18 protein-coding genes are annotated in these 20,792 nt (G+C 53.2%); 9 read left to right on the top strand and 9 right to left on the bottom strand.

What is annotated here, in order from left to right:
* Positions 1 to 24 precede the first annotated feature (24 nt).
* Genes PK629_00590 through glyA form a run of 9 tightly spaced genes read right to left on the bottom strand, consistent with a single transcriptional unit; the run spans position 25 to position 8,936 of the window.
* Positions 25 to 882, bottom strand: a complete 858-nt coding sequence (locus PK629_00590; protein ID HOP09968.1) for a sugar phosphate isomerase/epimerase family protein — start codon at positions 880 to 882, stop codon at positions 25 to 27.
* Positions 879 to 1,943 (bottom strand): Gfo/Idh/MocA family oxidoreductase, encoded by a 1,065-nt coding sequence (locus PK629_00585; protein ID HOP09967.1) that lies wholly within the window; start codon positions 1,941 to 1,943, stop codon positions 879 to 881. Before PK629_00585 ends, PK629_00590 begins: the two co-directional genes overlap by 4 nt.
* Positions 1,944 to 1,973: 30 nt before the next feature.
* A complete protein-coding gene (locus tag PK629_00580; GenBank protein ID HOP09966.1) occupies positions 1,974 to 3,386 on the bottom strand; it encodes an aminopeptidase in 1,413 nt (470 codons plus the stop codon).
* Between the two features lie 15 nt (positions 3,387 to 3,401).
* Positions 3,402 to 3,986, bottom strand: coding sequence for a dephospho-CoA kinase (coaE, locus tag PK629_00575; protein ID HOP09965.1), 585 nt, complete (start codon positions 3,984 to 3,986; stop codon positions 3,402 to 3,404).
* 50 nt (positions 3,987 to 4,036) lie between these two features.
* A complete protein-coding gene (locus PK629_00570) occupies positions 4,037 to 5,125 on the bottom strand; it encodes an L-threonylcarbamoyladenylate synthase (protein ID HOP09964.1) in 1,089 nt (362 codons plus the stop codon).
* Positions 5,122 to 6,189 (bottom strand): peptide chain release factor 1, encoded by a 1,068-nt coding sequence (gene prfA / locus PK629_00565; GenBank protein HOP09963.1) that lies wholly within the window; start codon positions 6,187 to 6,189, stop codon positions 5,122 to 5,124. Before prfA ends, PK629_00570 begins: the two co-directional genes overlap by 4 nt.
* A 3-nt stretch (positions 6,190 to 6,192) precedes the next feature.
* On the bottom strand, positions 6,193 to 6,387 hold the full coding sequence (locus tag PK629_00560; GenBank protein ID HOP09962.1) for a DUF951 domain-containing protein: 195 nt from the start codon (positions 6,385 to 6,387) through the stop codon (positions 6,193 to 6,195).
* A 2-nt stretch (positions 6,388 to 6,389) separates the two neighbouring features.
* A complete protein-coding gene (locus PK629_00555) occupies positions 6,390 to 7,664 on the bottom strand; it encodes a replication-associated recombination protein A (GenBank protein HOP09961.1) in 1,275 nt (424 codons plus the stop codon).
* Positions 7,665 to 7,682: 18 nt separating this feature from the next.
* Complete coding sequence (gene glyA, locus PK629_00550; protein ID HOP09960.1) at positions 7,683 to 8,936, bottom strand: serine hydroxymethyltransferase; 1,254 nt, start codon at positions 8,934 to 8,936, stop codon at positions 7,683 to 7,685.
* Between the two features lie 178 nt (positions 8,937 to 9,114).
* On the opposite strand from glyA, the gene PK629_00545 reads away from it, so the two are divergent.
* The 9 genes from PK629_00545 to PK629_00505 all read left to right on the top strand — a co-directional run bounded on the left by PK629_00545 (position 9,115) and on the right by PK629_00505 (position 20,786).
* Positions 9,115 to 10,536: a germination protein YpeB gene (locus tag PK629_00545; GenBank protein HOP09959.1), complete on the top strand. Its 1,422-nt coding sequence runs from the start codon at positions 9,115 to 9,117 to the stop codon at positions 10,534 to 10,536.
* A gap of 85 nt (positions 10,537 to 10,621) precedes the next feature.
* Positions 10,622 to 11,488: an NAD-dependent epimerase/dehydratase family protein gene (locus PK629_00540; protein ID HOP09958.1), complete on the top strand. Its 867-nt coding sequence runs from the start codon at positions 10,622 to 10,624 to the stop codon at positions 11,486 to 11,488.
* Positions 11,485 to 12,219, top strand: a complete 735-nt coding sequence (locus PK629_00535) for a glycosyltransferase family 2 protein (protein ID HOP09957.1) — start codon at positions 11,485 to 11,487, stop codon at positions 12,217 to 12,219. Before PK629_00540 ends, PK629_00535 begins: the two co-directional genes overlap by 4 nt.
* Positions 12,220 to 12,275: 56 nt before the next feature.
* Positions 12,276 to 14,978 carry an L-fucokinase gene (locus PK629_00530; protein HOP09956.1) on the top strand — a complete coding sequence of 901 codons (2,703 nt, stop codon included), beginning with the start codon at positions 12,276 to 12,278 and terminating at the stop codon, positions 14,976 to 14,978.
* Complete coding sequence (locus PK629_00525) at positions 14,978 to 16,189, top strand: glycosyltransferase (GenBank protein ID HOP09955.1); 1,212 nt, start codon at positions 14,978 to 14,980, stop codon at positions 16,187 to 16,189. The genes PK629_00530 and PK629_00525 overlap by 1 nt, the downstream gene beginning before the upstream one ends.
* Positions 16,186 to 17,310, top strand: coding sequence for a glycosyltransferase family 4 protein (locus tag PK629_00520; protein HOP09954.1), 1,125 nt, complete (start codon positions 16,186 to 16,188; stop codon positions 17,308 to 17,310). Before PK629_00525 ends, PK629_00520 begins: the two co-directional genes overlap by 4 nt.
* Positions 17,311 to 17,351: 41 nt before the next feature.
* Positions 17,352 to 18,947 (top strand): polysaccharide biosynthesis protein, encoded by a 1,596-nt coding sequence (locus PK629_00515; protein ID HOP09953.1) that lies wholly within the window; start codon positions 17,352 to 17,354, stop codon positions 18,945 to 18,947.
* Positions 18,928 to 20,439, top strand: a complete 1,512-nt coding sequence (locus PK629_00510) for a carboxypeptidase M32 (protein ID HOP09952.1) — start codon at positions 18,928 to 18,930, stop codon at positions 20,437 to 20,439. The genes PK629_00515 and PK629_00510 overlap by 20 nt, the downstream gene beginning before the upstream one ends.
* 26 nt (positions 20,440 to 20,465) lie before the next feature.
* Positions 20,466 to 20,786 carry a hypothetical protein gene (locus PK629_00505; GenBank protein HOP09951.1) on the top strand — a complete coding sequence of 107 codons (321 nt, stop codon included), beginning with the start codon at positions 20,466 to 20,468 and terminating at the stop codon, positions 20,784 to 20,786.
* The last annotated feature ends 6 nt before the right edge of the window (positions 20,787 to 20,792 follow it).

Here is a 20,792-nt window from a genome sequence, read left to right as displayed (position 1 = left end):
TTGTTGAAAAAGCCGCCGCTGTTTTTATAACATCTGAATATACTTTTTCAAATTGTCCAGACCGATCCGGAGCGCGTTGACCGGCTCTTCCATGCCCTCGAATTCGATTGATACATAACCGTCGTAGCCGTTGGCTTTGAGAATTTTCAAGCACTGCACGACCGGCACCACGCCATGGCCCAAAATCGCGCCGCGTATATAATTCTGAGCGCGGGTCTTAAACCACCCTTCACCGGGATCAGGTTCATTGCTGTTCTTAAAATGAAAATCCTTGACATGCGCGTGGAATGCGTAAGGTGCGTTGCGGCCGACCGCAAGTTCCGGGGCCTCATCGACACACATAAAATTGCCGATGTCGATGAGTTGGCCGAAATTGTCGTCGGCGACCGTATGGATCAGCTTTTCGACCCGAGAACTCTCCTGCACCAGCTGTCCGTGGTTTTCGATCATGGTCTTGATGCCCTTGGAAGCGGCATAACGGGTGACTTTGCGGCAGCCGTCGGCGATTTTAGCAACCTCGGTCTCGAAACCGCGGTAGCCGCGTGTGCCGTCTTTAAATCCGAAAGTCGCATCGTGGCGCATGGTTTTGACGCCCAGAATCGCCGCAAGATCAACCTGCTCAAACAGCCGTTCGGCCTCTTTGTCGATACTGTCGGCCTTTAAAAAGTCCGCGCCGGTGCAATAATTGATGATCGGAATGCCGACCGCTTTGGCCTCGGCCGCAAGCGCTTTGGCATAATCCGCGGCACTCTCGCCCTCACGCGGAGAAAGCCCCGAAAACTCGATGCCCTCAAAACCCATCTCCTTGGCCTTTTTGATACACTCGAACTGGTGCATACCGATTACTTTTGAAAAACTGTAACTGCTGACTGCCGTTTTCATTTTATCATCACCTCATGTCCGGTTTTGGCGGATTCGTAAGCCGCGTCGAGAATCTTCATCAGGGTCACACCGGCTTCTGCGGGTACGCGGCACTCGGTTTTGCCGAGCAGGCAGTCGACCCAGTGGTCGATTTCCTTTTGGAACAGCCCGTCAAAACTGAGCGCGGTCGGTTTTTTGAGTGAAATATCGCACATATAGCCGTTTTGTTCCGTGAAAATTTCGAGGGACGGGTCAAGCCGCGCACCGGCTTTGGTACCCATCAGCTGGATATCGCCGACGCCGTCCTTGATGTTCAGTGCAAAACTGGCCTCCAGCGCAATCACCGCACCGTTGTCGAAACGGATCAGCGCCGAGGCAAAATCCTCGACGTCGCAGATGTGTTTGCCTTTGGCGACATCCGACGCGCTGTAACCGACGCTATCCTTAACGCCCGGACGGTCGAAGAGTTTTTGGAAGGTGACCGCATAGACCGAGACCGGCTTCGGGCAGCCCATCAGGTAGCGCGCCAGATCGATGACGTGTACGCCCAGATCGATCAGCGGGCCGCCGCCGCTGCGGGATTTGTCGGCAAACCAGCCGCCGGGGTTGCCGTTGCGGCGCAAATAAGTCGCTTTGGCATAATAGATATCGCCGAAATAGCCGCTGTCGACAAAGTCCTTGAGGATATCGCAGTCATTTCCGAACCGGCGCACAAAGCCGATCATCAGCAGCTTGTTGTTCTTTTTGGCGGCGTCCGCCATGGCTTGCGCTTCAGCGGCGTTCATTGCCATCGGCTTTTCGCAGATGACATGTTTGCCCGCGTTTAAAGCCGCAATCGTGCAGGGCGCGTGCTGAGAATTCCAAGTCGTGACCGAAACCGCGTCGAGCTCTTTGAGCTTGAGCATCTCGTCTTTATCGGTAAAGAGACGGGTGACGCCGTATTTTTCACCCTTTGCCTTTAAACGCTCTTCGTTGATGTCGCAGAGTGCGTAGAGTTCAACGTTGGGGTTTTTCAGATAGCTTTCGATGTGGACGTTTGCGATCCCGCCGGTACCGATGATGCCGATTTTCAGCTTGCCCATGGGTTGATCCTCCGATTATCGTATGTGTTTTTATTTTTCGCCGAAATAGGCGGTGAAGCCCTTGAAAGTCATATAGACGTCGGTCTTGGCGACCAGTTCGAACGGCGCGTGCATCGAAAGCACCGGTACGCCGATGTCGACGACGTCCATCTCAAGGCCCGCGACATAGAGCGCGACCGTGCCGCCGCCGCCCTGATCGACCTTGCCGAGTTCGCCGGTCTGCCAGGCGACGTTGTTGTCGTTAAAGAGCTTTCTGACTTTACCGCAGAATTCCGCGCTGCTGTCGTTGCTGCTGCTCTTGCCGCCGCGTCCGGTGTATTTGGTCATCACGGGGCCGCGGTTGACATAGCAGGTATTGCGCTTTTCGCTGACACTGGCCCAGGTCGGGTCAAACGCCGCGTTGACGTCGGCCGAGAGGCAGCTGCTGTGTTCGATCAGATCGTAGTATTTCACGCCCTGATTGTCGGCGAGATTGTGCAAAAAGTTTTTGAGATAATCGCTGTCGAGGCCGGTGGCGCCGACCGAACCGATTTCCTCTTTGTCGGCCAGAATCGTAACGGTCGTGTAGGCGGGTTTTTCGACGGCGAGCTGCGCCATCAGCGCCGGATAGGCACAAACGCGGTCATCATGTCCGTAAGAACCGATCAGCGACCGGTCGAGACCGATATCGCAGGCCTTGAACGCCGGAACGGCTTCGAGTTCGGCGGAGAGGAAATCTTCTTCGATGATGCCGTATTTTTCATTAAGCAGCTTCATCACCGAGAGTTTGACTTTATCGGAGACCTTATCATCCTTGACCGGCAGCGAGCCAACCACGATGTTTAGCTCTTCACCTGCGATACCGGCATCCAATGTGCGTGTTCTCTGATCTTTGGCCAGATGCGGCAGAAGGTCTGTGATATAGAGTTTCGGTTCGTCGTCTTTTTCGCCGATTTCAACTTCGACGCAGGAGCCGTCTTTTTTGCAGATCACGCCGTGCAGCGCCAGCGGAATCGCCGTCCACTGATACTTGCGGATGCCGCCGTAATAATGGGTCTTGAACAGGGCAATCTCGCTGTCTTCATAAAGCGGATTCGGTTTGAGGTCGAGGCGCGGCGCGTCGACATGGGCGGCGACGATGCGCACGCCGTCGGACAGCGGTTTGGTGCCCAGTTGGGCAAAGATGATCGCCTTGCCGCGATTATTGAAATAAAATTTGTCGCCGGCCTTGTATTTTTTCGCCCGATCCATCGGTTTAAAGCCGGATTTTTCGGCGATGGCGACGGCGGCTTTGACGGCTTCCCGCTCGGTCTTGCCGCTGTCGAGGAACTTTTTATAACCCTCGCAGAAGTCGTCCGTCTGTTTCAATTCGTCCTCACCGAGGGTGGTTCCGAGGTGCTTGGGATCCATAAAAAGTTCTTTTTTCAGCTTTTCAAATTCGCTCTCTGTTTTTGTTTCAGGCATTGTATTAACTCCTATCTATTTCAATCTTGTGACCGATTCGAACACTTCGCGGGCAAAAACGCCCAACTGTTCTTTGGTGCCGTTGTTGATATAATAACGCATTTTTGCAGTGGGTTCAAGGGGCTTTTTCGCTTTTAAGCGGGTCAAAGCGGCTTCGCGGGTCATATGATCGCGCGCCATGATGCGGGAAAGCCGCGTCTCTTCGTCGGCGTCTATGACCGCCACAACGTCGCAGATCGCATCCAGCCCGCCCTCGTAGAGCAGCGGTGCGTCCAGCGCGACGGTGCTTTTCGCTTTTTTTATTTTATCGTCGATGATTTTCAAAATCGCCGGGTGGGTGATTTGGTTGAGCGTTTGGGTCTTTTTCGGGTCGGAAAAGGCGATTGAAGCGAGTTTGCGACGGTTCAGCCGTCCGTCTTTGGACAGGATTTCTGTTCCGAACGCTTTCACCAAGTCGTTCAAGCACTCTGAACCCTTTTTGGTCACCGAATGGGCAATCTTATCGCTGTCGATCACGGTGCAGCCCAAATCCGCGAGATAAGCGCAAAACTGCCCTTTCCCCGCACCGCTCGGACCTGTCACGCCGATGATTTTATTCATGAACGACACCCCCTTTATGCCTTTAAAGCAAAATCCCCTCTGAAAATATTCTAAATCTCGATCACTGTAAATCCCGCCGAGCGCTGCAGGCGGTTGAACAGCGCATACCACTCGCCGTTTTTCTTGGGGCAGCGCGCGATGACCTGCGCCGCTCCCTTTTCGTCCGCCATACGCAGAGCTGCAAACAGATTGTGCTGTGCCGAGACGCTGTCTTCGAATTCACCGAGCGACAGATACGGCAGCCCGCTCTTTTCGCCCTCGTGTCCGAAACAGAGCGCCCAGACGTTTTCGCCGTTGTGTTCGGATAAATAATTTAAATAGGCGTCTTCGCTGCCGACTACGAGTGTCACTTTGGCCTTGGGGCTGTAGTGGCGGTAGCTCATGCCGGGTGAAAGCGGTGCATCATCCTCAGACGGGGCCTCGTCAACGCCTTTTGCCACCTCGACTTCACCCAAAACCGCCTGCAGCTGTTCCAGTGTGATTGCGCCCGGGCGCAGTAAAATCGGTTTTTCGCCCGCCAGTGAGATCACGGTCGATTCGACGCCGACCTCACAGGTGCCGCCGTCCAAAATCAGCGGGATTTTGCCGTTCAAATCATCAAAAACGTGTTGCGCGGTCGTTGGGGACGGCATGCCGCTGCTGTTGGCCGACGGCGCCGCCAGCGGATAGCCGCAGGCGTCAATCAATTTGCGGATCGAGGGGTGCGACGGCATACGGATGGCGACGGTATCGAGCCCTCCGGTCACAACCGGCGGAATCAGGCCGCTCTTTTTCATCACGATGGTCAGCGGGCCGGGCCAGAAGGTCTCGGCCAATTTTTTGAGTTTTGCCGGGATTTCGGTCACCAGCGGATAGACCATGTTCAGGGTCGTGATATGCACGATCAAGGGGTTGTTCTGCGGTCTACCTTTGGCGATAAAAATCTTTTTGACCGCGCCGTCGTGAAACGCCGAAGCCGCAAGCCCGTAGACCGTCTCGGTCGCCACCGCGACCACTTGTCCGGACGAGAGCAGTTTTTCGGCTTTTGCGATTCCGTCATCGTCAGCGGGGACGATTTGGGTTTTATACTTTTTATTACGCGCGATTCGGTCGAGCATTTTCTCGGCAAACTTTACGCGTTTGGTCTTGTCCTGTCTCATTCGGTTTCGCCTTCTCCCAACTTTGCGGCGCGGTCGGCGGTGATCAGTGCGTCGATTAATTCATCGAGGTCGCCGTTCATAATCGCGTCGATTTTATACAGCGTCAGCCCGATGCGGTGATCGGTCACCCTGCCTTGCGGAAAATTATAAGTCCGGATGCGCTCGGAACGGTCGCCGCTGCCGACCTGAGAACGGCGTTCGGCGGCAATTTCTGCGGTCTGTTTTTGCTGCTGCTGCTCGTAAATGCGGCTGCGAAGAATCTTCATCGCGCGTTCTTTATTTTTGAATTGGCTGCGCTCGTCCTGACACTCAACGATGGTGCCGGTCGGAATGTGGGTGATGCGGATGGCTGACTCGGTCTTATTGACATGCTGACCGCCCGCGCCGCTGCGGTAGGTATCAATCTGCAGGTCGTCGGGGTTGATCTCAACCTCAATGTCCTCGGCCTCGGGCAGCACCGCAACCGTCACGGTCGAGGTGTGGATGCGTCCGCCGGCTTCGGTCTCGGGCACGCGCTGCACCCGATGGACACCGCTTTCGAACTTGAAACGCGAATAGGCGCCGTCGCCGGAGATATTAAAACTGATCTCCTTGATGCCGCCGAGTTCGGTCTCGTTGAGCGACAGCACCTCGGCCTTAAAACGCTTGGATTCGGCATACATCGTGTACATGCGGTACAGCGAATTGGCAAATAAAGAGGCCTCTTCGCCGCCCGCGCCGCCGCGAATCTCGACGATGACGTTTTTGTCGTCGTTGGGGTCGCGGGGCAAAAGCAAAATTTTGAGTTCCTCCGCCGCTTTTTCCCGAAGTTCTTTCTGGGCCTCGATCTCTTCGCTGAGAATGGCCTTGAAATCGGGGTCGGCGCCACTCATCATCTCCTCGGCGTCGGCGATTTCCTGTTCGGCCTTTAGAAAGGCACTATACTGGGTCATCAGCGGGGTCAGGTCTTTATATTCTTTCATCAACTTGGTGTAGGTCGCGATGTCGGCGCAGACCTCCGGGTCGATGAGTTTTTGGGCGATTTCGTCATATCTGTCGCGGGTGGCGGTCAATTTTTCAAACATATTTTAAACTTCTTCCTTCACAATGGATTTTATCTTTTTTAAAATTTCCTCGCGCGGCGCCATGATCTGGCGGCCGCAGCCGGTGCATTCGAGGCGGATGTCAACGCCCGTGCGTTTGACCGTGAACACGTCACTGCCGCAGGGGTGTTTTTTGCGCATCTTCACCTTGTCGCCGACGTTCAGTTTGATAAAATCCATCGCTAATGCCCGCCCTTGATCTTGTCGGAATAGGCCTTTGCCGCCTGCTCCGTCTTGTTGTCCCCGAATTGATAATATTTTTGGTTTTTCAGCGCGTCTGGGAGATACTGCTGTTCAAAATAATGCCCCGGATAACTGTGCGGATAGACATAGCCCTTACCGTGTCCGAGTTTTTTCGCGCCTTCATAATGCGCGTCCCGCAGATTGTCGGGGATATTGCCGGGTCTGCCGGAACGGATGTCGGCAAGCGCCGCGTCAATCGCGCAAATGCCGCTGTTCGACTTGGGCGAAGTGCAAAGTAAAATCACCGCATCGGCCAACGGGATACGCGCCTCGGGCATTCCGAGCTGCAGCGCCATATCCACCGCCGATTTGACGATCGAAAGCGCCTGCGGATATGCCAATCCGATATCCTCGGCTGCCGTGACCATCAGCCGCCGGCAAGCCCCAATCAGGTCTCCACCCTCGAGCAGCCGTGCCAAATAGTACACGCCCGCATTTTCGTCGCTGCCGCGCAGGGACTTTTGAAACGCGGATAATAAATCGTAATGCGAATCGCCGTCTTTGTCGTGAAAGATCGGCGCACCGACCGACATGCTCTTGATCAGTTCGTCGGTCAAAACAGCTTTGTTATTTTCCGTTGCGATTTGCACAGCCAGTTCGAAACAGTTGATCGAACGCCGCAGATCACCGCCTCCGGCAGCCGCCAGCAATGAGAGCGAATCGCCCTGAAACTCAACGGCGATCTCCTGCTCTGTTTGGATAAACTGCGCGGCGCGTTCGAGGTCTTCCTTGATGTCGTCCTCGGTGACCGGCTTGAATTCAAACACCGCGCTGCGGGATAAAATGGCCGGATAGACGTAAAAAAACGGATTTTCGGTCGTCGACGCAATTAATGTGATGCGGCCGTTTTCCATATAGGACAGCAGGGTCTGCTGCTGCTTTTTGTTAAAGTATTGAATCTCATCGAGATAGACCACCACGCCGTCCGCGCCGAGCAGCGAATCGAGTTCTTCGACAATCTGTTTGACGTCGGCGGTCGAAGATGTCGTGCCGTTGAGTTTATACAGCCGCTTTCCGGCGGCCTTTGCGGCGATATTAGCCACCGTGGTCTTGCCGGTGCCGGGCGGGCCGAAGAAGATCATGTTGCTGATTTTTTGCTGTTCAACCATACGGGAAAGCACGCTTCCCGGTCCGACGATATGGCGCTGCCCGACCACTTCCGATAAAGTGGTCGGCCGCATCCGTTCGGCGAGAGGGGCAAGCGTGCTTTCCATGAATTCTCCTAAATTGACTCAGCGATAGAGCGGATATTTTGCGCAGATGGCGTCGACCCGATCGATGATCTCCTGTTTCTTGGCTTCGAAATCCGATGCGGTCAGATAGATCAGCTCCGCGACTTCCTTGAAGTCGTTTTCGTCGAGCCCTCTGGTCGTGGCCGCTGGGGTGCCGAGACGGATGCCGCTCGTGACCATCGGCTTCTGGGGATCGCCGGGGATGGCGTTCTTGTTGGCGGTGATAAAGACCTCGTCAAGCTTGTGCTGCATATCGACGCCGGTGACGTCGAATTTGCGCAGATCGACCAGCATCAAATGGTTGTCTGTTCCGCCGCTGACCAGATCGAACCCGCGTGCGAGCAGGCCGTCGGCCAATGTCTTGGCGTTCTTGACAATCTGTCCCTGATAGATCTTGAAATCGTCGGACAGCGCTTCGCCGAAGCAGACGGCTTTGGCCGCGATGATGTGCATCAGCGGACCGCCCTGGGTACCCGGGAAAATAGATTTATCAATCGCTTTGGCGAGTTCTTCTTTGCATAAAATCATGCCGCCGCGCGGTCCGCGCAGGGTCTTGTGAGTCGTGGTTGTGACGACGTCGGCATAGGGGATCGGGGACATGTGCAGGCCCGCCGCAACCAGTCCGGCGATATGGGCCATGTCGACCATAAAATAAGCATCGACTTCTTTTGCGATCTCACCCATCCGTTTAAAATCGATCTCGCGCGGATAAGCACTTGCGCCCGCCACGATGATCTTGGGCTTGCTCTCTTTGGCCAGTTTTTCGAGCGCTTCATAGTCGATGCGCCCGGTGGTCTCGTCTACGCCGTAGGAGACGAAATTAAAATATTTGCCGCTCACGTTGACCGGAGAACCGTGGGTCAGGTGGCCGCCGTGTGCCAGCGACATACCCATGATGGTGTCGCCGGGTTTAGCGAGCGCAAAATAGACCGCGAAATTGGCCTGCGCGCCGGAATGGGGCTGGACGTTGGCATGGTCCGCGCCGAAGAGCTTCTTGGCGCGCTCTCTTGCGATGTTCTCGGTGATGTCGACGCACTGGCAGCCGCCGTAATAGCGCTTATCGGGATACCCCTCCGCATACTTGTTGGTCAAAACGCTGCCCATCGCCGCCATCACGGCGCCCGATACGAAATTCTCCGAAGCAATCAGCTCGATGTTGCGCTGCTGGCGCGCCAGTTCCGCCTCCATCGACGCCCCGACCTCGGGGTCGAATTTCTTTACAAAACCGATACTGTCAAGATAATCTTTATACATGTTTGCAGTTCCTTTCCGGCGTTTGTCCGAGCGCAAATAAAATCGCTCTTGATACCTTGAGATTATAGCAGAATTTCCCGCCGATTTCAACCCGAAAGCCCCTTTTTTGTCGGAAAACGGATATTTCCCCAAGAGTGGGAAAAAATGATGTCGAATCTCATTTAATGGAGGGTTTATCTTGCATCCGATCAGAATTTTATCGCGGCGCTCGCTGATTCGCGTGGTGACCTTTGTATTCGGCGCGCTGTTCGTATCCGTTTGTTTCGCCATCAGCGGCTATGTCGTCGCCAACAACTTCAAAACCGCGCTCCAGTACTCCTATATGCGCGCACTCGACGACTTGGGTTATTATACCCAATCGATCAACACAGAATTGACAAAAGGCATTTACGCCGGCACCAAAGCGCAGTTTTTAGCTACGGTCAATAAGCTTTCCACCGACGCCGCACAGGCCAAGAGCAATCTTGCGATTTTGCCGCAGGCAGGAGTCGATCTGACTAACACCTACAAGTTTCTGTCACAGGTCGGCGAATATTCGCTGTCACTGAACAAGAAGCTGACCACCGGCGGCTCGATCACCGACGAGGAATGGGAAAATATGCGCAAGCTCTCCGAGTACAGTACGACAATGTCTGATGAGATTGAGGTGATGCGTTCAATTATCATGGACGAAGAATTCCTCAAAGGACAGGTCAAACAAATCATGGAAAAGGAAAATATGGGCAACGAAGAGGGCCAGTCGCAGGAACAGGCGGTCAACGCTTCACCCGAGGGCGGTGACGAGGATCCCAGCAGCGAAAAGAGCATGGGCGACGGCTACGGCGATCTCGAAGCGGGCTTCAGCGGTTATCCCTCGCTGATCTATGACGGGCCGTTTTCCGACCATCTTCTGAACCAAACCCCGAAATTCACCGAAGGCCTTTCCGATGTCGACGAGGCCTATGCCGCCGCGGTTGCCTCCAAGGTATCGGGATTGCCCGCAAGCGAACTCGGAACACCCGGCATGGAAAACAGCACGATGCCGTCCTATTGCTTCTTCGCCGGTGAAATCAGTGTCGCCGTGACAAAAGCCGGCGGAATACCGGTCTATATGACCAATAACCGTGCCATCGGCGGCGCCAACATCGATGCCGACCGCGCAGTCGACAACGCTGCAAAATTTCTCGAGGGGCTTGGTTTTAAGGACTTGAAAACGACGTATTATATGGTCAGCGACAACGTATGCACAATCAATTTCGCGTCTTCAATCGGCAGCACGGTTGTCTATCCCGATTTGATCAAAGTGCTTGTCGCACTCGATAATGGCAGTATCTGCGGCTATGATGCGCGCGGTTATATCATGAACCATAAGGCCCGTACCCTGCCCGCCGACATCATCTCAAAGACCGAAGGCCTGAAGTCGGTCAGCCCCAAACTCTCGGTGGAATCGGTGGAGACGGCGATTATCCCGACCGATTCCGGAAAAGAGGTTTTCTGCTATGAATACAAGTGCCGCGGACAAGAGGACGAGCGCATTCTGGCCTATATCGATGCCCAAACCGGTGAAGCTGTGAAGCTGTTGATTTTGCTCGAGAGTGAGAACGGTTCGCTGACAATTTAAATCTCATAATAATCTGCCTGAGATTGACTGGTTCAGTAAATTGTGGTAAGATACAATCGCATATTTTCGAAAGGAGCTGATATGGCTGAAGAATATCCTCATCACAGGGAGCGGCAGCTATATCGGCTCCTCCTTTGAAACCTATTTAAAGCGTTTTGGGGACGCATATCGCGTCACCACACTCGATATGCAGTCTGGCAACTGGGAGAAGTTTGATTTTTCCGGTTATGATACCGTGTTTCACGTCGCCGGCATTGCCCATGCCGATCTGAAAAACGCCGATGACCTCTATTTCAGGGTCAACCGCGATTTGGCTGTCAAGACCGCCGCAACAGCCAAAGCAGCCGGTGTGAAACAGTTTATCTTGATGAGCACAATGAAGGTCTACCCCTCTCCCACGCTCAACAAACCGATTGAAATCACCATAAATACTGCACCGGCACCCGACTCTGCTTATGGGCTCAGCAAGCTGCAGGCCGAAAAGAGCATTCTGGCGCTGGAGGATAAATCGTTTCGGGCGGTGATCCTGCGCCCGCCGATGATCTACGGTCCCGGCTGCAAAGGCAATTACTCCAAACTTTCGGAGTACGGGCAAAAACTCTCGTTTTTCCCGGACACAGACAATCGGCGCAGCATGCTTTATATCGAAAACTTGTGTGAATTTGTCCGGCTGATGATTGAAAACAACGAACACGGCATATTCTTTCCACAGAACGGTGAGTATGTCCGCACTTCGGATATGGTCGCCAGAATCGCCGCTTTTTACGGCAGAGAGATCCGGTTTGTCAAATCGGGGGTTCTTTTGAAATGGGGTTCTCTGTTTATCAAAAAACTCAACAATGCTTTTTCGACCTATACCTATGACCAAAGCATGAGCAAATACCGCCAAAATTACCGAGTTGCGAGTTTGGCTGAATCCATTCAAATTTCGGAAGGCGGTGCAAGGACGTGAAATTCAGCGTTGTCACCGCCGTCCGAAACGGAGAGGCAGAAATCGAGCGCACCATGCGCTCTGTGCTGCGGCAGACATATACTGCGCCTTTTGAATACATTCTCGTGGACGGTGCCTCGACCGATCAGACGCTTGCAATCGCCAAATCATTCGTACCGGAATTTGAACGGCGGCATATCGCTGTCAAACTGATCTCCGAACCCGACGAAGGCATCTATGACGCCATGAACAAGGGCATTGAGGCCGCTTCGGGAGATGTTATCGGCCTAATCAACTGCGGCGATATCTATTTGCCCAATGCGCTGGCAGAGACCGAAAGGGTCTTTGAATCGGGCTGCGACCTGTCCTATGGCAATGTCTTGATCAGACGCGGAAAAAGAACATACATCAAGCCTGCGAAAAACTATTCTTACCCGACTTCACGCGGGTGGAATCATCCGACCCAGTTTGTCTCAAAACGCATCTACGACAGCTTCCGTTATTCACTCAACTGCGGCGTCTATGCCGACCTCGATTTCTTTTTCAAGGTCAAATACGGCGGTTGGCGCATTCAACTGATCCCCAAAGTGCTGGCGGAATTCGCGTTCGGCGGCGCAAGCAATAAAAAGACGCTTCCCGCGATGTTTTCCCGCATCAAAATCCGCTGTCATGTTTATCGCAGAAACGGATTTTCCCCTCTGTACCTGTTTGAATGCATCGGAATTGAACTGGTCAAATATCTTTGGAGCTGAATTATAATTTCCGCTTTTTACTGTGCCTCCAAATCCGTGAAAGGATCGCCTGAAATATGGAAAAGGACTTTTGGCGTGCAATTGCTTCCCGTCAGCGCGCAGATTATCTGCGCCTGCTGACCGATTCAACACGCCCTTTTTTTGATATTGTCGCCGTTACTGCTTCCAACAAACGTCAGGCTGAGGCTTACCGAGTTGAAATCGAAAACAGAAAAGCCGCCGGTCTGCTGCCAAACGCTCGTTATGAGGTGGTCGCCGATCCTGATGGCAAGCGTGTGGGTTCCGGCGGAGCGACCTTAAATCTGCTGTCCGAACTGGGTGATACGGGCGGGCAGAAAATATTGATCATTCACTCGGGAGGCGACAGCCGCCGCATTCCGCAGTATTCAGCGCGCGGCAAGCTTTTTTCGCCGATCCCCCGCCCGATGGCCGACGGCAGCGCCGAATGTCTTTTCGACGAATTGATGATCACCGCTGCAGGTATTGCGGGGCGTGTTCCCGCCGGGGCACTGGTGATGTCGGGCGACGTTCTGGTGTTGTTTGACCCCTCTCAGATCACACAACCCAGACTTCAAAAGAACGATTGTGCAATTACCGCAAGAGCCCCTGTCGAAGTCGGTGCCGATCACGGGGTATTTTTGAGCCGCAGTTTTGAAGTCGCGGAATTCTTGCATAAACTCTCACCCAAAGAATTGAGAAAGCGCGGTGCGGTATCGGCCGACGGCAGCGTTGAACTCGATACCGGCATGATCTTTTTATCGGAACATACATTGGAAATTCTGCATCGGCTTGCCTTTGACCATCCGGATCTGATCGATGATACCGTTCGCCTGAATTTTTACGGTGATCTGCTGTATCCGATGGCAGCTGATTCGACTTTTGAGAAGTTTCTTCTTCAAAGCGGAGAGCTGCCGCGTTCAAAAAAACGTGATGCGGCACGCACGCTGCTGTGGAACACGCTGCACGCACGCCGTCTTCGGCATCTTCCGCTCTCACCCGCGCAATTCATCCACTTCGGCACAAATCGTGAATTGTTGAATCTGATGATTGACGGCACTGCCGAATTCGCGGATCTGGGGTGGCATACGGCGGTCCATTCCGAGGCTTACGGCGAATTTACGGCGATCAACTCCGTCGTCCGGCACAGCGACGTCGGCAAATGTTTTATTGAGAACAGCCGCATTTTGCACTGCCGCATCGGCGACGGCTGCATCATTTCAAACTGTGATCTCGAAGGCGTCACGATACCCGAAAACACCGTTTTAAGCGGCTATTTCCAAACTGACGGAACCATCTGCGTGCGCTGCTGCGGCCTCGACGACAACCCCAAAGAAAACGCTCATTTCGGACGCAAACTCGACCGGTCTCTGTGGAATGCGCCGATTTTTACCTCCCGCTCCGATATGAAACCGGCTGTTCAAGACGCACTGGATATTATCGCCGGAAATGTCCCCGCCGACGCACATCTGGGGTTTGACACAAGTTTTGAAAATTGCGATTTAAAGGCAATGGCCGATTGGCGCTCCTCGATTGCCGCAGAGGTTCAAAATCAAAAACTGGCCTTTGCGGCGGTGCGTGACCTGGTCATTTCCTCTGAGATGCCGGCTCATCCGCTGCCCGATCCGCGCTCGATCAAAAAAAACTGCCGCGTCTGTCTGCCGCTCCGCGTCAACTGGGGCGGCTGGACCGATACCCCGCCCTATTGTTACGAAAACGGCGGCTGTGTGCTGAATATGGCGGTCACGATTGACGGAAAGCTGCCGGTTACAGTGGTTTTACGGAGACACGAAAAACGCTGTGTGACCTTGAAATGCGCAGACAGCGGCGAGAAAGCGGATTTTTACGAGCTGGAATCGATTCAAGACTGCGGCGATCCGCTCGACCCGTTTGCCCTGCATAAAGCGGCTTTGCTCTGCTGCCGCGTTTTCCCGATCAGCGGCGGCGAGCTGCATGTGCTGCTGGAACGATTCGGCGGCGGTTTTTCGCTCTCCACCAAAGTCGAAGGCATTCCGCGCGGCTCGGGACTCGGTACCAGCAGCATCTTGGCGGCAGCCTGTGTGAAAGGGATTTATCAATTCTTCGGCATTGAAGTCGACGATGCAACTATATTTTCCCGGGTGCTGTGCATCGAACAGCTGATGAGTACCGGAGGCGGCTGGCAGGATCAGGTCGGCGGTCTCACACCGGGCATCAAGCTGATCACCTCAAAACCCGGCGCGCCGCAGGTGCTTGAAGTCGAACCGGTGGCGCTCACCGAGGAAAAATCCGCCGAGTTCTCCGAGCGGTTTGTATTGATTTACACCGGAGAACGCCGTCTGGCGCGGTTTTTGCTGCGCGAGATCATGAGCAAATACCTTGACCGCGAACCGGAGGCACTAAAAGCCCTGAAACATGCCGACAAGCTCTGTGCTTCGATGCGGGATGCGCTTTTGCACGGCGATGTCGACGGGTTTGCCGTTTTGATGAACGCGGCCTGGGAAAGCCGTCTGAAGCTTGACAAAAACACGACGGACACGCGCATCGAGGAGATTTTCGAGACCTGCGCGCCCTATATCGACGGCAAATTCATCTGCGGCGCGGGCGGCGGCGGCTTTTTGGAGGTCATGCTGAAAAAAGGCGTCTCGAAGGCCGAACTTGCACAGGCGCTGAACCGGAAATTCGGCGGCGAGGTCTGGCTGAGCGGCTGCGAGTGTTACACGGGTGCTCCGGCTGTCCGCACCGTCCGGACGCTCCGCAGAATCAAAAAAGGTGAAGATTGATGAAAGTTTTGCAGGTCAATACCGTCTGCACCGGCGCAAGCACCGCCACGATCAGCGTCCAACTGGCACAGCTTGTCGCCGCAAACGGCGGCGAATCGTTAATTGCCTACGGGCGCGGCAAGGCGGCTCCGTCGGTCGAGTCCCTTCGCATCGAGAAAAAAAGTGAGTTCCTTCTCCACGTTCTGCTTTCACGGCTGACCGACCGCCAGGGATTTTTTTCGTCCGCCGCGACCCGGAAGTTTTGCGATTTCATCCGCGCGTATAATCCAGATGTGATTCATCTGCATAATCTCCACGGCTATTATCTGAATATTAAAATTCTGTTTGAAACGCTTGTAAAAATGGACAAGCCGGTCGTTTGGACGCTTCACGACAGCTGGGCTTTCACCGGCCACTGCGCTTATCCGGCGGAATGTGAGAAATGGAAAACGGGCTGCGAAAAATGTCAGAAAATCAAGGAATACCCCCGTACTCTGATTGATCGAAGCGCCCGTAATTTCGAAGATAAAAAGCGGCTTTTCACGCTTCCGGAAAAGATGACCATCGTCACGCCCTCCAACTGGCTGGCCGGGCAAGTACGGCAGTCGTTCTTGGCAAAATACCCGGTGAAAGTCATTCACAACGGAATCGATTTAAATGTTTTCAAACCGACCCCGAGCGATTTTCGCGATAAGCACGGGTTGGTCGGTAAGTACATCATCCTCGGTTTGGCTGCAAGATGGGACAAGTGGAAAGGTTTGGACGTCATGATCAATCTCTCAAAGCAGCTTGATCCTGAGAAATACGTGGTTGTGCTTGTCGGCACAAACGGAAACACCGACCGTGAACTCCCGCCGGAAATCATCTCGATTCACCGAACGCAGAACCAAAAAGAACTCGCCGAGATTTACTCCACCGCCGACGTCTTTGCCAATCCGACAAGAGCGGAAGTATTCGGTTTGGTAAATGCGGAAGCGCTTGCCTGCGGGACTCCGATCGTCACCTTCGACACGGGAGGCTGTTCTGAAATCCCCGATAAAACTTGCGGTTCGGTCGTCCCGTGCGATGATTTTTCCGCGTTTGCCAACGAAATCATCCGCGTCTGCGAGACAAAACCGTTTTCAAGGGAGGGCTGTGCGGCAAGGGCCCGATGTTTTGATAAAAATGTTAAGTTTTCCGAATATATTGAACTGTATCGGAATGTACAGCCCGGGACGGTGAATGATATATGACGATACTGTTTTACACGAATCTGCCCTCCCCGTACCGCGTGGACTTTTTTAATCTTTTGGGACAGAGTGTCGATTTGTCCGTTGTTTTTACCGATCACCGCAGCCAAAAAGTCGGTTGGATTCAGGGAGACGAAAATATCCGAAATTTCAAAGCGATATTCTTATGCGATTCAACCGTCTCACATACGGGGGGACAAGCCCTGCACCGGCCGAAATATGCCTACCCCGAAGCAATTCAATATGCGTATGCAAACGCGCTCGGTACGAATGCGCAGAATGCGTCGGGAAATTGGGATGCGATTTTCGTCACCAATTATTGCTCGCCCACCGAGATCCTCTTGTTCCATTCACTGAAACAACGAAAAATTCCGTATATCCTCGAGGTAGACGGCGGTTTTATACGTGAAGAAAACGCATTGAAGCGTCAGCTGAAAAAATACCTCATTTCGGGCGCAAAATACTACCTGACAACCGGTAAAACGACGGATGAATATCTCTCCTTCTACGGCGCAGACGAGACGAAAGTCCGGCATTATCCGCTCTCCTCGGTTTTTGAGGCCGAACTCGCCGACGCGCCCCCGAGCGCCGAAGAAAAGGCCGAAGAGAGAAAAGCGCTCGGACTTCCCGGCGGCCTGCTCTGCCTGTTCGCGGGACAACTGATTCACCGCAAGGGCGTGGATCTCCTCGTCGAAGCCGCAAAACGGCTGCCCGGTATTCGCTTCTGTGTGGTGGGAAACGGCGATTCCGCGGCATACTGCGCGCCGGACAATGTCATTTTTGCCGGGCAGAAAAGCCGTGAAGAACTCGCAAAATACTACCGCGCCGCCGACCTGTTTGTGCTTCCGACGCGGGAGGACATCTGGGGACTCGTCGTCAACGAGGCCGCCGCCAAAGGCCTGCCGGTCATCACGACCGACCGCTGCATCGCCGGGCTCGAGATGTTGGACCGCAAATACATTATCCCCGCCGAAAATGCCGACGCCCTGACTCAAAAACTGGTTGAGCTCACTTCCGATCCCGATGCGCTGAAAACCGCCGCCGAAGCCTCTCTTGCCGCTGCGCGGCGCTATACGATCGAAGAAATGGTACGGGCGCATCTGGCGTTTTTAGCTGATTTGTGATATTCTTATCTGTACGATTCTTCGGGCACGGGAGTTTTTAAATGGATAATCCGCTGAAATCAAGGACTTTTAATACCGCGCGAAACATTAAATGGGGATATATCCTGTCCACTGTTCAGCTTTTGCTGTCCTTTATCTCCCGTACCATTTTCATCTATGTCCTCGGAAAGGTCTATTTAGGCGTCAACGGACTGTTTTCCAATATTCTCGGCGTGCTGTCATTGTCGGAACTCGGCTTCGGCACCGCCATCACGTTTGCGTTATATAAACCGCTCGCCGAAAACGATACCGAGAAAATAAAATCGCTAATGCGGCTGTTTCGCAACATCAACCGCGTTGTCGCGGTTGTAGTCGCCGTCCTCGGCATTGCGATCGCTCCGTTTATCAAATATCTGGTCAAGACCGAACAGCCGATCGACTATCTCGTCATCTACTATCTGACTTTTTTATTCAACACCTCCACTTCCTATCTGTTTTCCTATAAAGAAGCGCTGCTGAACGCCAATCAACAGGGATATGTCGTAACGAAAAATAATTTGATATGCGTCGTCACTATGATGATCTGCCAGTGCACGGTGCTTTTGCTTTTCAAGGGAAACATCTTTGCTTACACCGCTTATCTTGTCACACAGTCCACCATCTATTTCACCATGCGGTGTGTGCTGTATCGAAAGGCAGACAAACTGCACCCTTATCTGCGTGATAAAGAAGTCAAAAAGCTCGATAAAAACGACATAAAATCCATCACAAACCGCGTTAAAGCGCTGTTTTTGGGGCGGCTCGGGGATGTCGCGGTCAATCAGACCGACAGCTTGATCATCTCCTCGCTGATCGGCATCGCGGTCTACGGCTTGGTCGACACTTATGTGATGCTGACGAGTAAAATCCTCAGCTTCGTCAATGTCCTGCGCAGCAGCATGTTCGGAAGTCTGGGCAATCTGATCGCCACTGAAGGCAAAGAACGACAGGCAAATGTGCTCGGTGCGCTGAATTTTATGAATTTTTGGGTCTATGGTTTTGTATGCATCGCATTTGCCGTGCTGACTCAACCGTTTATCACCCTTTGGATCGGAACCGGATATCTGATCGATAACTTTTCCTTGATGTTGATTTTACTCAACCTCTACCTTTCGGGCCAACACGGCGGGCTTTTATCGTTTCGGGACGCGGGCGGGGCGTTTGAAAGCGACTGGGCGACGCCGTTGATCCAAGGCGGGGTAAACCTCGCCATCAGCATTGTGCTGGCACTCAAAATCGGGCTGCCGGGCGTCTACATCGGCTCGGTCGTCTCTACAATCATCGCCTTCACGCTGCGTATCCGGTTGGTCTACCGGAAAATGCTCGGGCGCACGATGCGCGAATATCTCGGGAAATTCGCCCTTTATTTTCTCATGGTGCTGATTGTCGGCGGCGGGCTTTATGCGCTGTCCGTATTCGTGATTTTAAAAGAAATTACAGCCGTCCGGTTCGCGGTGATGACCTTAATCACAGGACTCGTTCCGAACCTCATATTCTTTCTGCTGTTCAGACGCACCGAAGAATTCGAATTTTATCTTGAAAAACTGAAAATGCTCAAATACAGCAGACAACTGCTGAAAGACGGAAAAAAGGAAGGAAATGAAAATGACGGCCGATAAACTGCAAACCGCAATCGAGAAACTCACCAACCTCCAACGCACGATGGCGGCTTATTCGCACGCGACCTCGATGATCTATTATGACAGCGTCACCGCCTCGCCCTCCGATACCGCAGCAGGCAGGGGCATGACTTACGAGATCCTCTCGCCGATTTCCTATAATTTGTTGGCCTGTGAGGACACCGGAGAACTGCTCAAACTTTTGGGTGAAAACGCGGAGGCGCTTGACGAACAGAAACGGCGCGAAGTCGAACTGCTGACCCGCAACCGGGATATCATCGCCAAGATTCCGCAGGACGAATATGTGAAATTCACCCTGCTCATCAACGAGGCCGAGGACGTCTGGCACAAGGCCAAAGCGGCGAATGACTTCCCTGCCTTTGCGCCGTATCTTGAAAAGATATTCGACACCACAATCAAATTCGCCGAATATTCCGAACCCGGCAAAGACCCGTATGACGTGATGCTCGACCGCTACGAAAAGGGCCTGAACCGGAAGACCTGCGAGGAATTTTTCAGCCGGCTGCGCAGCGATCTCGTACCGCTGATTCATAAGATAAACGCTTCAAAACAACCCGACGTCTCATTTTTAAACGGACATTTTTCAATTCCGCAGCAGCGTTTGCTGTCCGACTATGTGATGGAGGTCATGTGTATTGACCGTACACACTGCAACATCGGCGAAACCGAACACCCGTTCACGATCAGCTTCAACAATCATGACGTACGCATCACAACCAAATACTTTGAGGAGGATTTCTCTAATTCTCTGTATTCGGTTATCCACGAGGCCGGTCACGCGCTATACGATCTCGGGGTTGCGGATCAACTTCAATATACCTGCCTGTCGAACGGCACCTCCATGGGCATTCACGAGAGCCAGTCGCGCCTGTTTGAGAATAATCTGGGCCGCAGCCGGGCATTTATCAAACTGATGATGCCCAAATTCATCGAACTGTTCCCGCAGCTTTCCGGCGTCACTGCCGAACAGATGTATCACGCGGTCAATAAGAGCCAGCCCTCGCTGATCCGCATTGAGGCGGACGAGCTGACGTATTCACTGCACATTATGGTGCGCTACGAGATTGAAAACCTGCTGCTGCACAAAGAGATCTCCGTCAACGATCTGCCGAAGGTTTGGGCCGAAAAAATACAGTCCTATCTCGGCATCGAAGTGCCTGATGACAAACGCGGCGTTTTACAGGACGTTCACTGGTCCGACGGACTGCTCGGTTATTTCCCGTCTTATGCGATCGGCAGTGCCTATTCGGCTCAAATGATGCACGCGATGAAAAAAGATCTCGACCCCGAAAAGGCCATCGGAACCGGTACGCTGAAACCCATCGTCGATTGGCTCGGGCAGCGCGTCCACCAATCCGGTTCGCTGTACGACCCCGCAGTCGTGCTGAAAAACTGCACGGGAGAGGATTTTAATCCGAAATACTACACCGATTATCTGAACGCCAAATTTTCCGATCTATACGGACTGTAAGTTCGGGACTATAAAGAAGGTGTGGAATGAATCCGGCAATTTACATCGGCGTCTTTTTACCGTTGCTGGTGATTCTTCTGGAACAGCAGCAAACCTATGCGCAAATGATGACCCTCAGAATCGTAAAGCGCAAAGCAAGAAAGGAAGGAATTGATCCCATGAACGAGTCCGTCAAACAATTCATCGGCAAAAGCTGCATGATTTACACCTACAACAATCAAATGACCGGCACTGTTGTCTCGATCGAAGAAAATTGGATGACCATCAAAACGAAATCCGGAAGCGAACTGATCAATCTCGATTACATCAGCCGCATCCGTGAACACCCCGCCAAAAAGCGCGGTTAAGGAAAG

Source organism: Oscillospiraceae bacterium, assembly GCA_035380125.1.
Taxonomy (GTDB): domain Bacteria; phylum Bacillota; class Clostridia; order Oscillospirales; family JAKOTC01; genus DAOPZJ01.
Note: the sequence above shows the minus strand (reverse complement) of the source record. Positions and strands in the feature narration are given on the sequence as shown.

Coding starts and splice junctions, on each gene's coding strand:
- PK629_00590 (HOP09968.1), bottom strand. CDS start 882: ATGAAAACGGCAGTCAGCAGTTACAGTTTTTCAAAAGTAATCGGTATG.
- PK629_00585 (HOP09967.1), bottom strand. CDS start 1,943: ATGGGCAAGCTGAAAATCGGCATCATCGGTACCGGCGGGATCGCAAAC.
- PK629_00580 (HOP09966.1), bottom strand. CDS start 3,386: ATGCCTGAAACAAAAACAGAGAGCGAATTTGAAAAGCTGAAAAAAGAA.
- coaE (HOP09965.1), bottom strand. CDS start 3,986: ATGAATAAAATCATCGGCGTGACAGGTCCGAGCGGTGCGGGGAAAGGG.
- PK629_00570 (HOP09964.1), bottom strand. CDS start 5,125: ATGAGACAGGACAAGACCAAACGCGTAAAGTTTGCCGAGAAAATGCTC.
- prfA (HOP09963.1), bottom strand. CDS start 6,189: ATGTTTGAAAAATTGACCGCCACCCGCGACAGATATGACGAAATCGCC.
- PK629_00560 (HOP09962.1), bottom strand. CDS start 6,387: ATGGATTTTATCAAACTGAACGTCGGCGACAAGGTGAAGATGCGCAAA.
- PK629_00555 (HOP09961.1), bottom strand. CDS start 7,664: ATGGAAAGCACGCTTGCCCCTCTCGCCGAACGGATGCGGCCGACCACT.
- glyA (HOP09960.1), bottom strand. CDS start 8,936: ATGTATAAAGATTATCTTGACAGTATCGGTTTTGTAAAGAAATTCGAC.
- PK629_00530 (HOP09956.1), top strand. CDS start 12,276: ATGGAAAAGGACTTTTGGCGTGCAATTGCTTCCCGTCAGCGCGCAGAT.
- PK629_00525 (HOP09955.1), top strand. CDS start 14,978: ATGAAAGTTTTGCAGGTCAATACCGTCTGCACCGGCGCAAGCACCGCC.
- PK629_00520 (HOP09954.1), top strand. CDS start 16,186: ATGACGATACTGTTTTACACGAATCTGCCCTCCCCGTACCGCGTGGAC.
- PK629_00515 (HOP09953.1), top strand. CDS start 17,352: ATGGATAATCCGCTGAAATCAAGGACTTTTAATACCGCGCGAAACATT.
- PK629_00510 (HOP09952.1), top strand. CDS start 18,928: ATGAAAATGACGGCCGATAAACTGCAAACCGCAATCGAGAAACTCACC.
- PK629_00505 (HOP09951.1), top strand. CDS start 20,466: ATGAATCCGGCAATTTACATCGGCGTCTTTTTACCGTTGCTGGTGATT.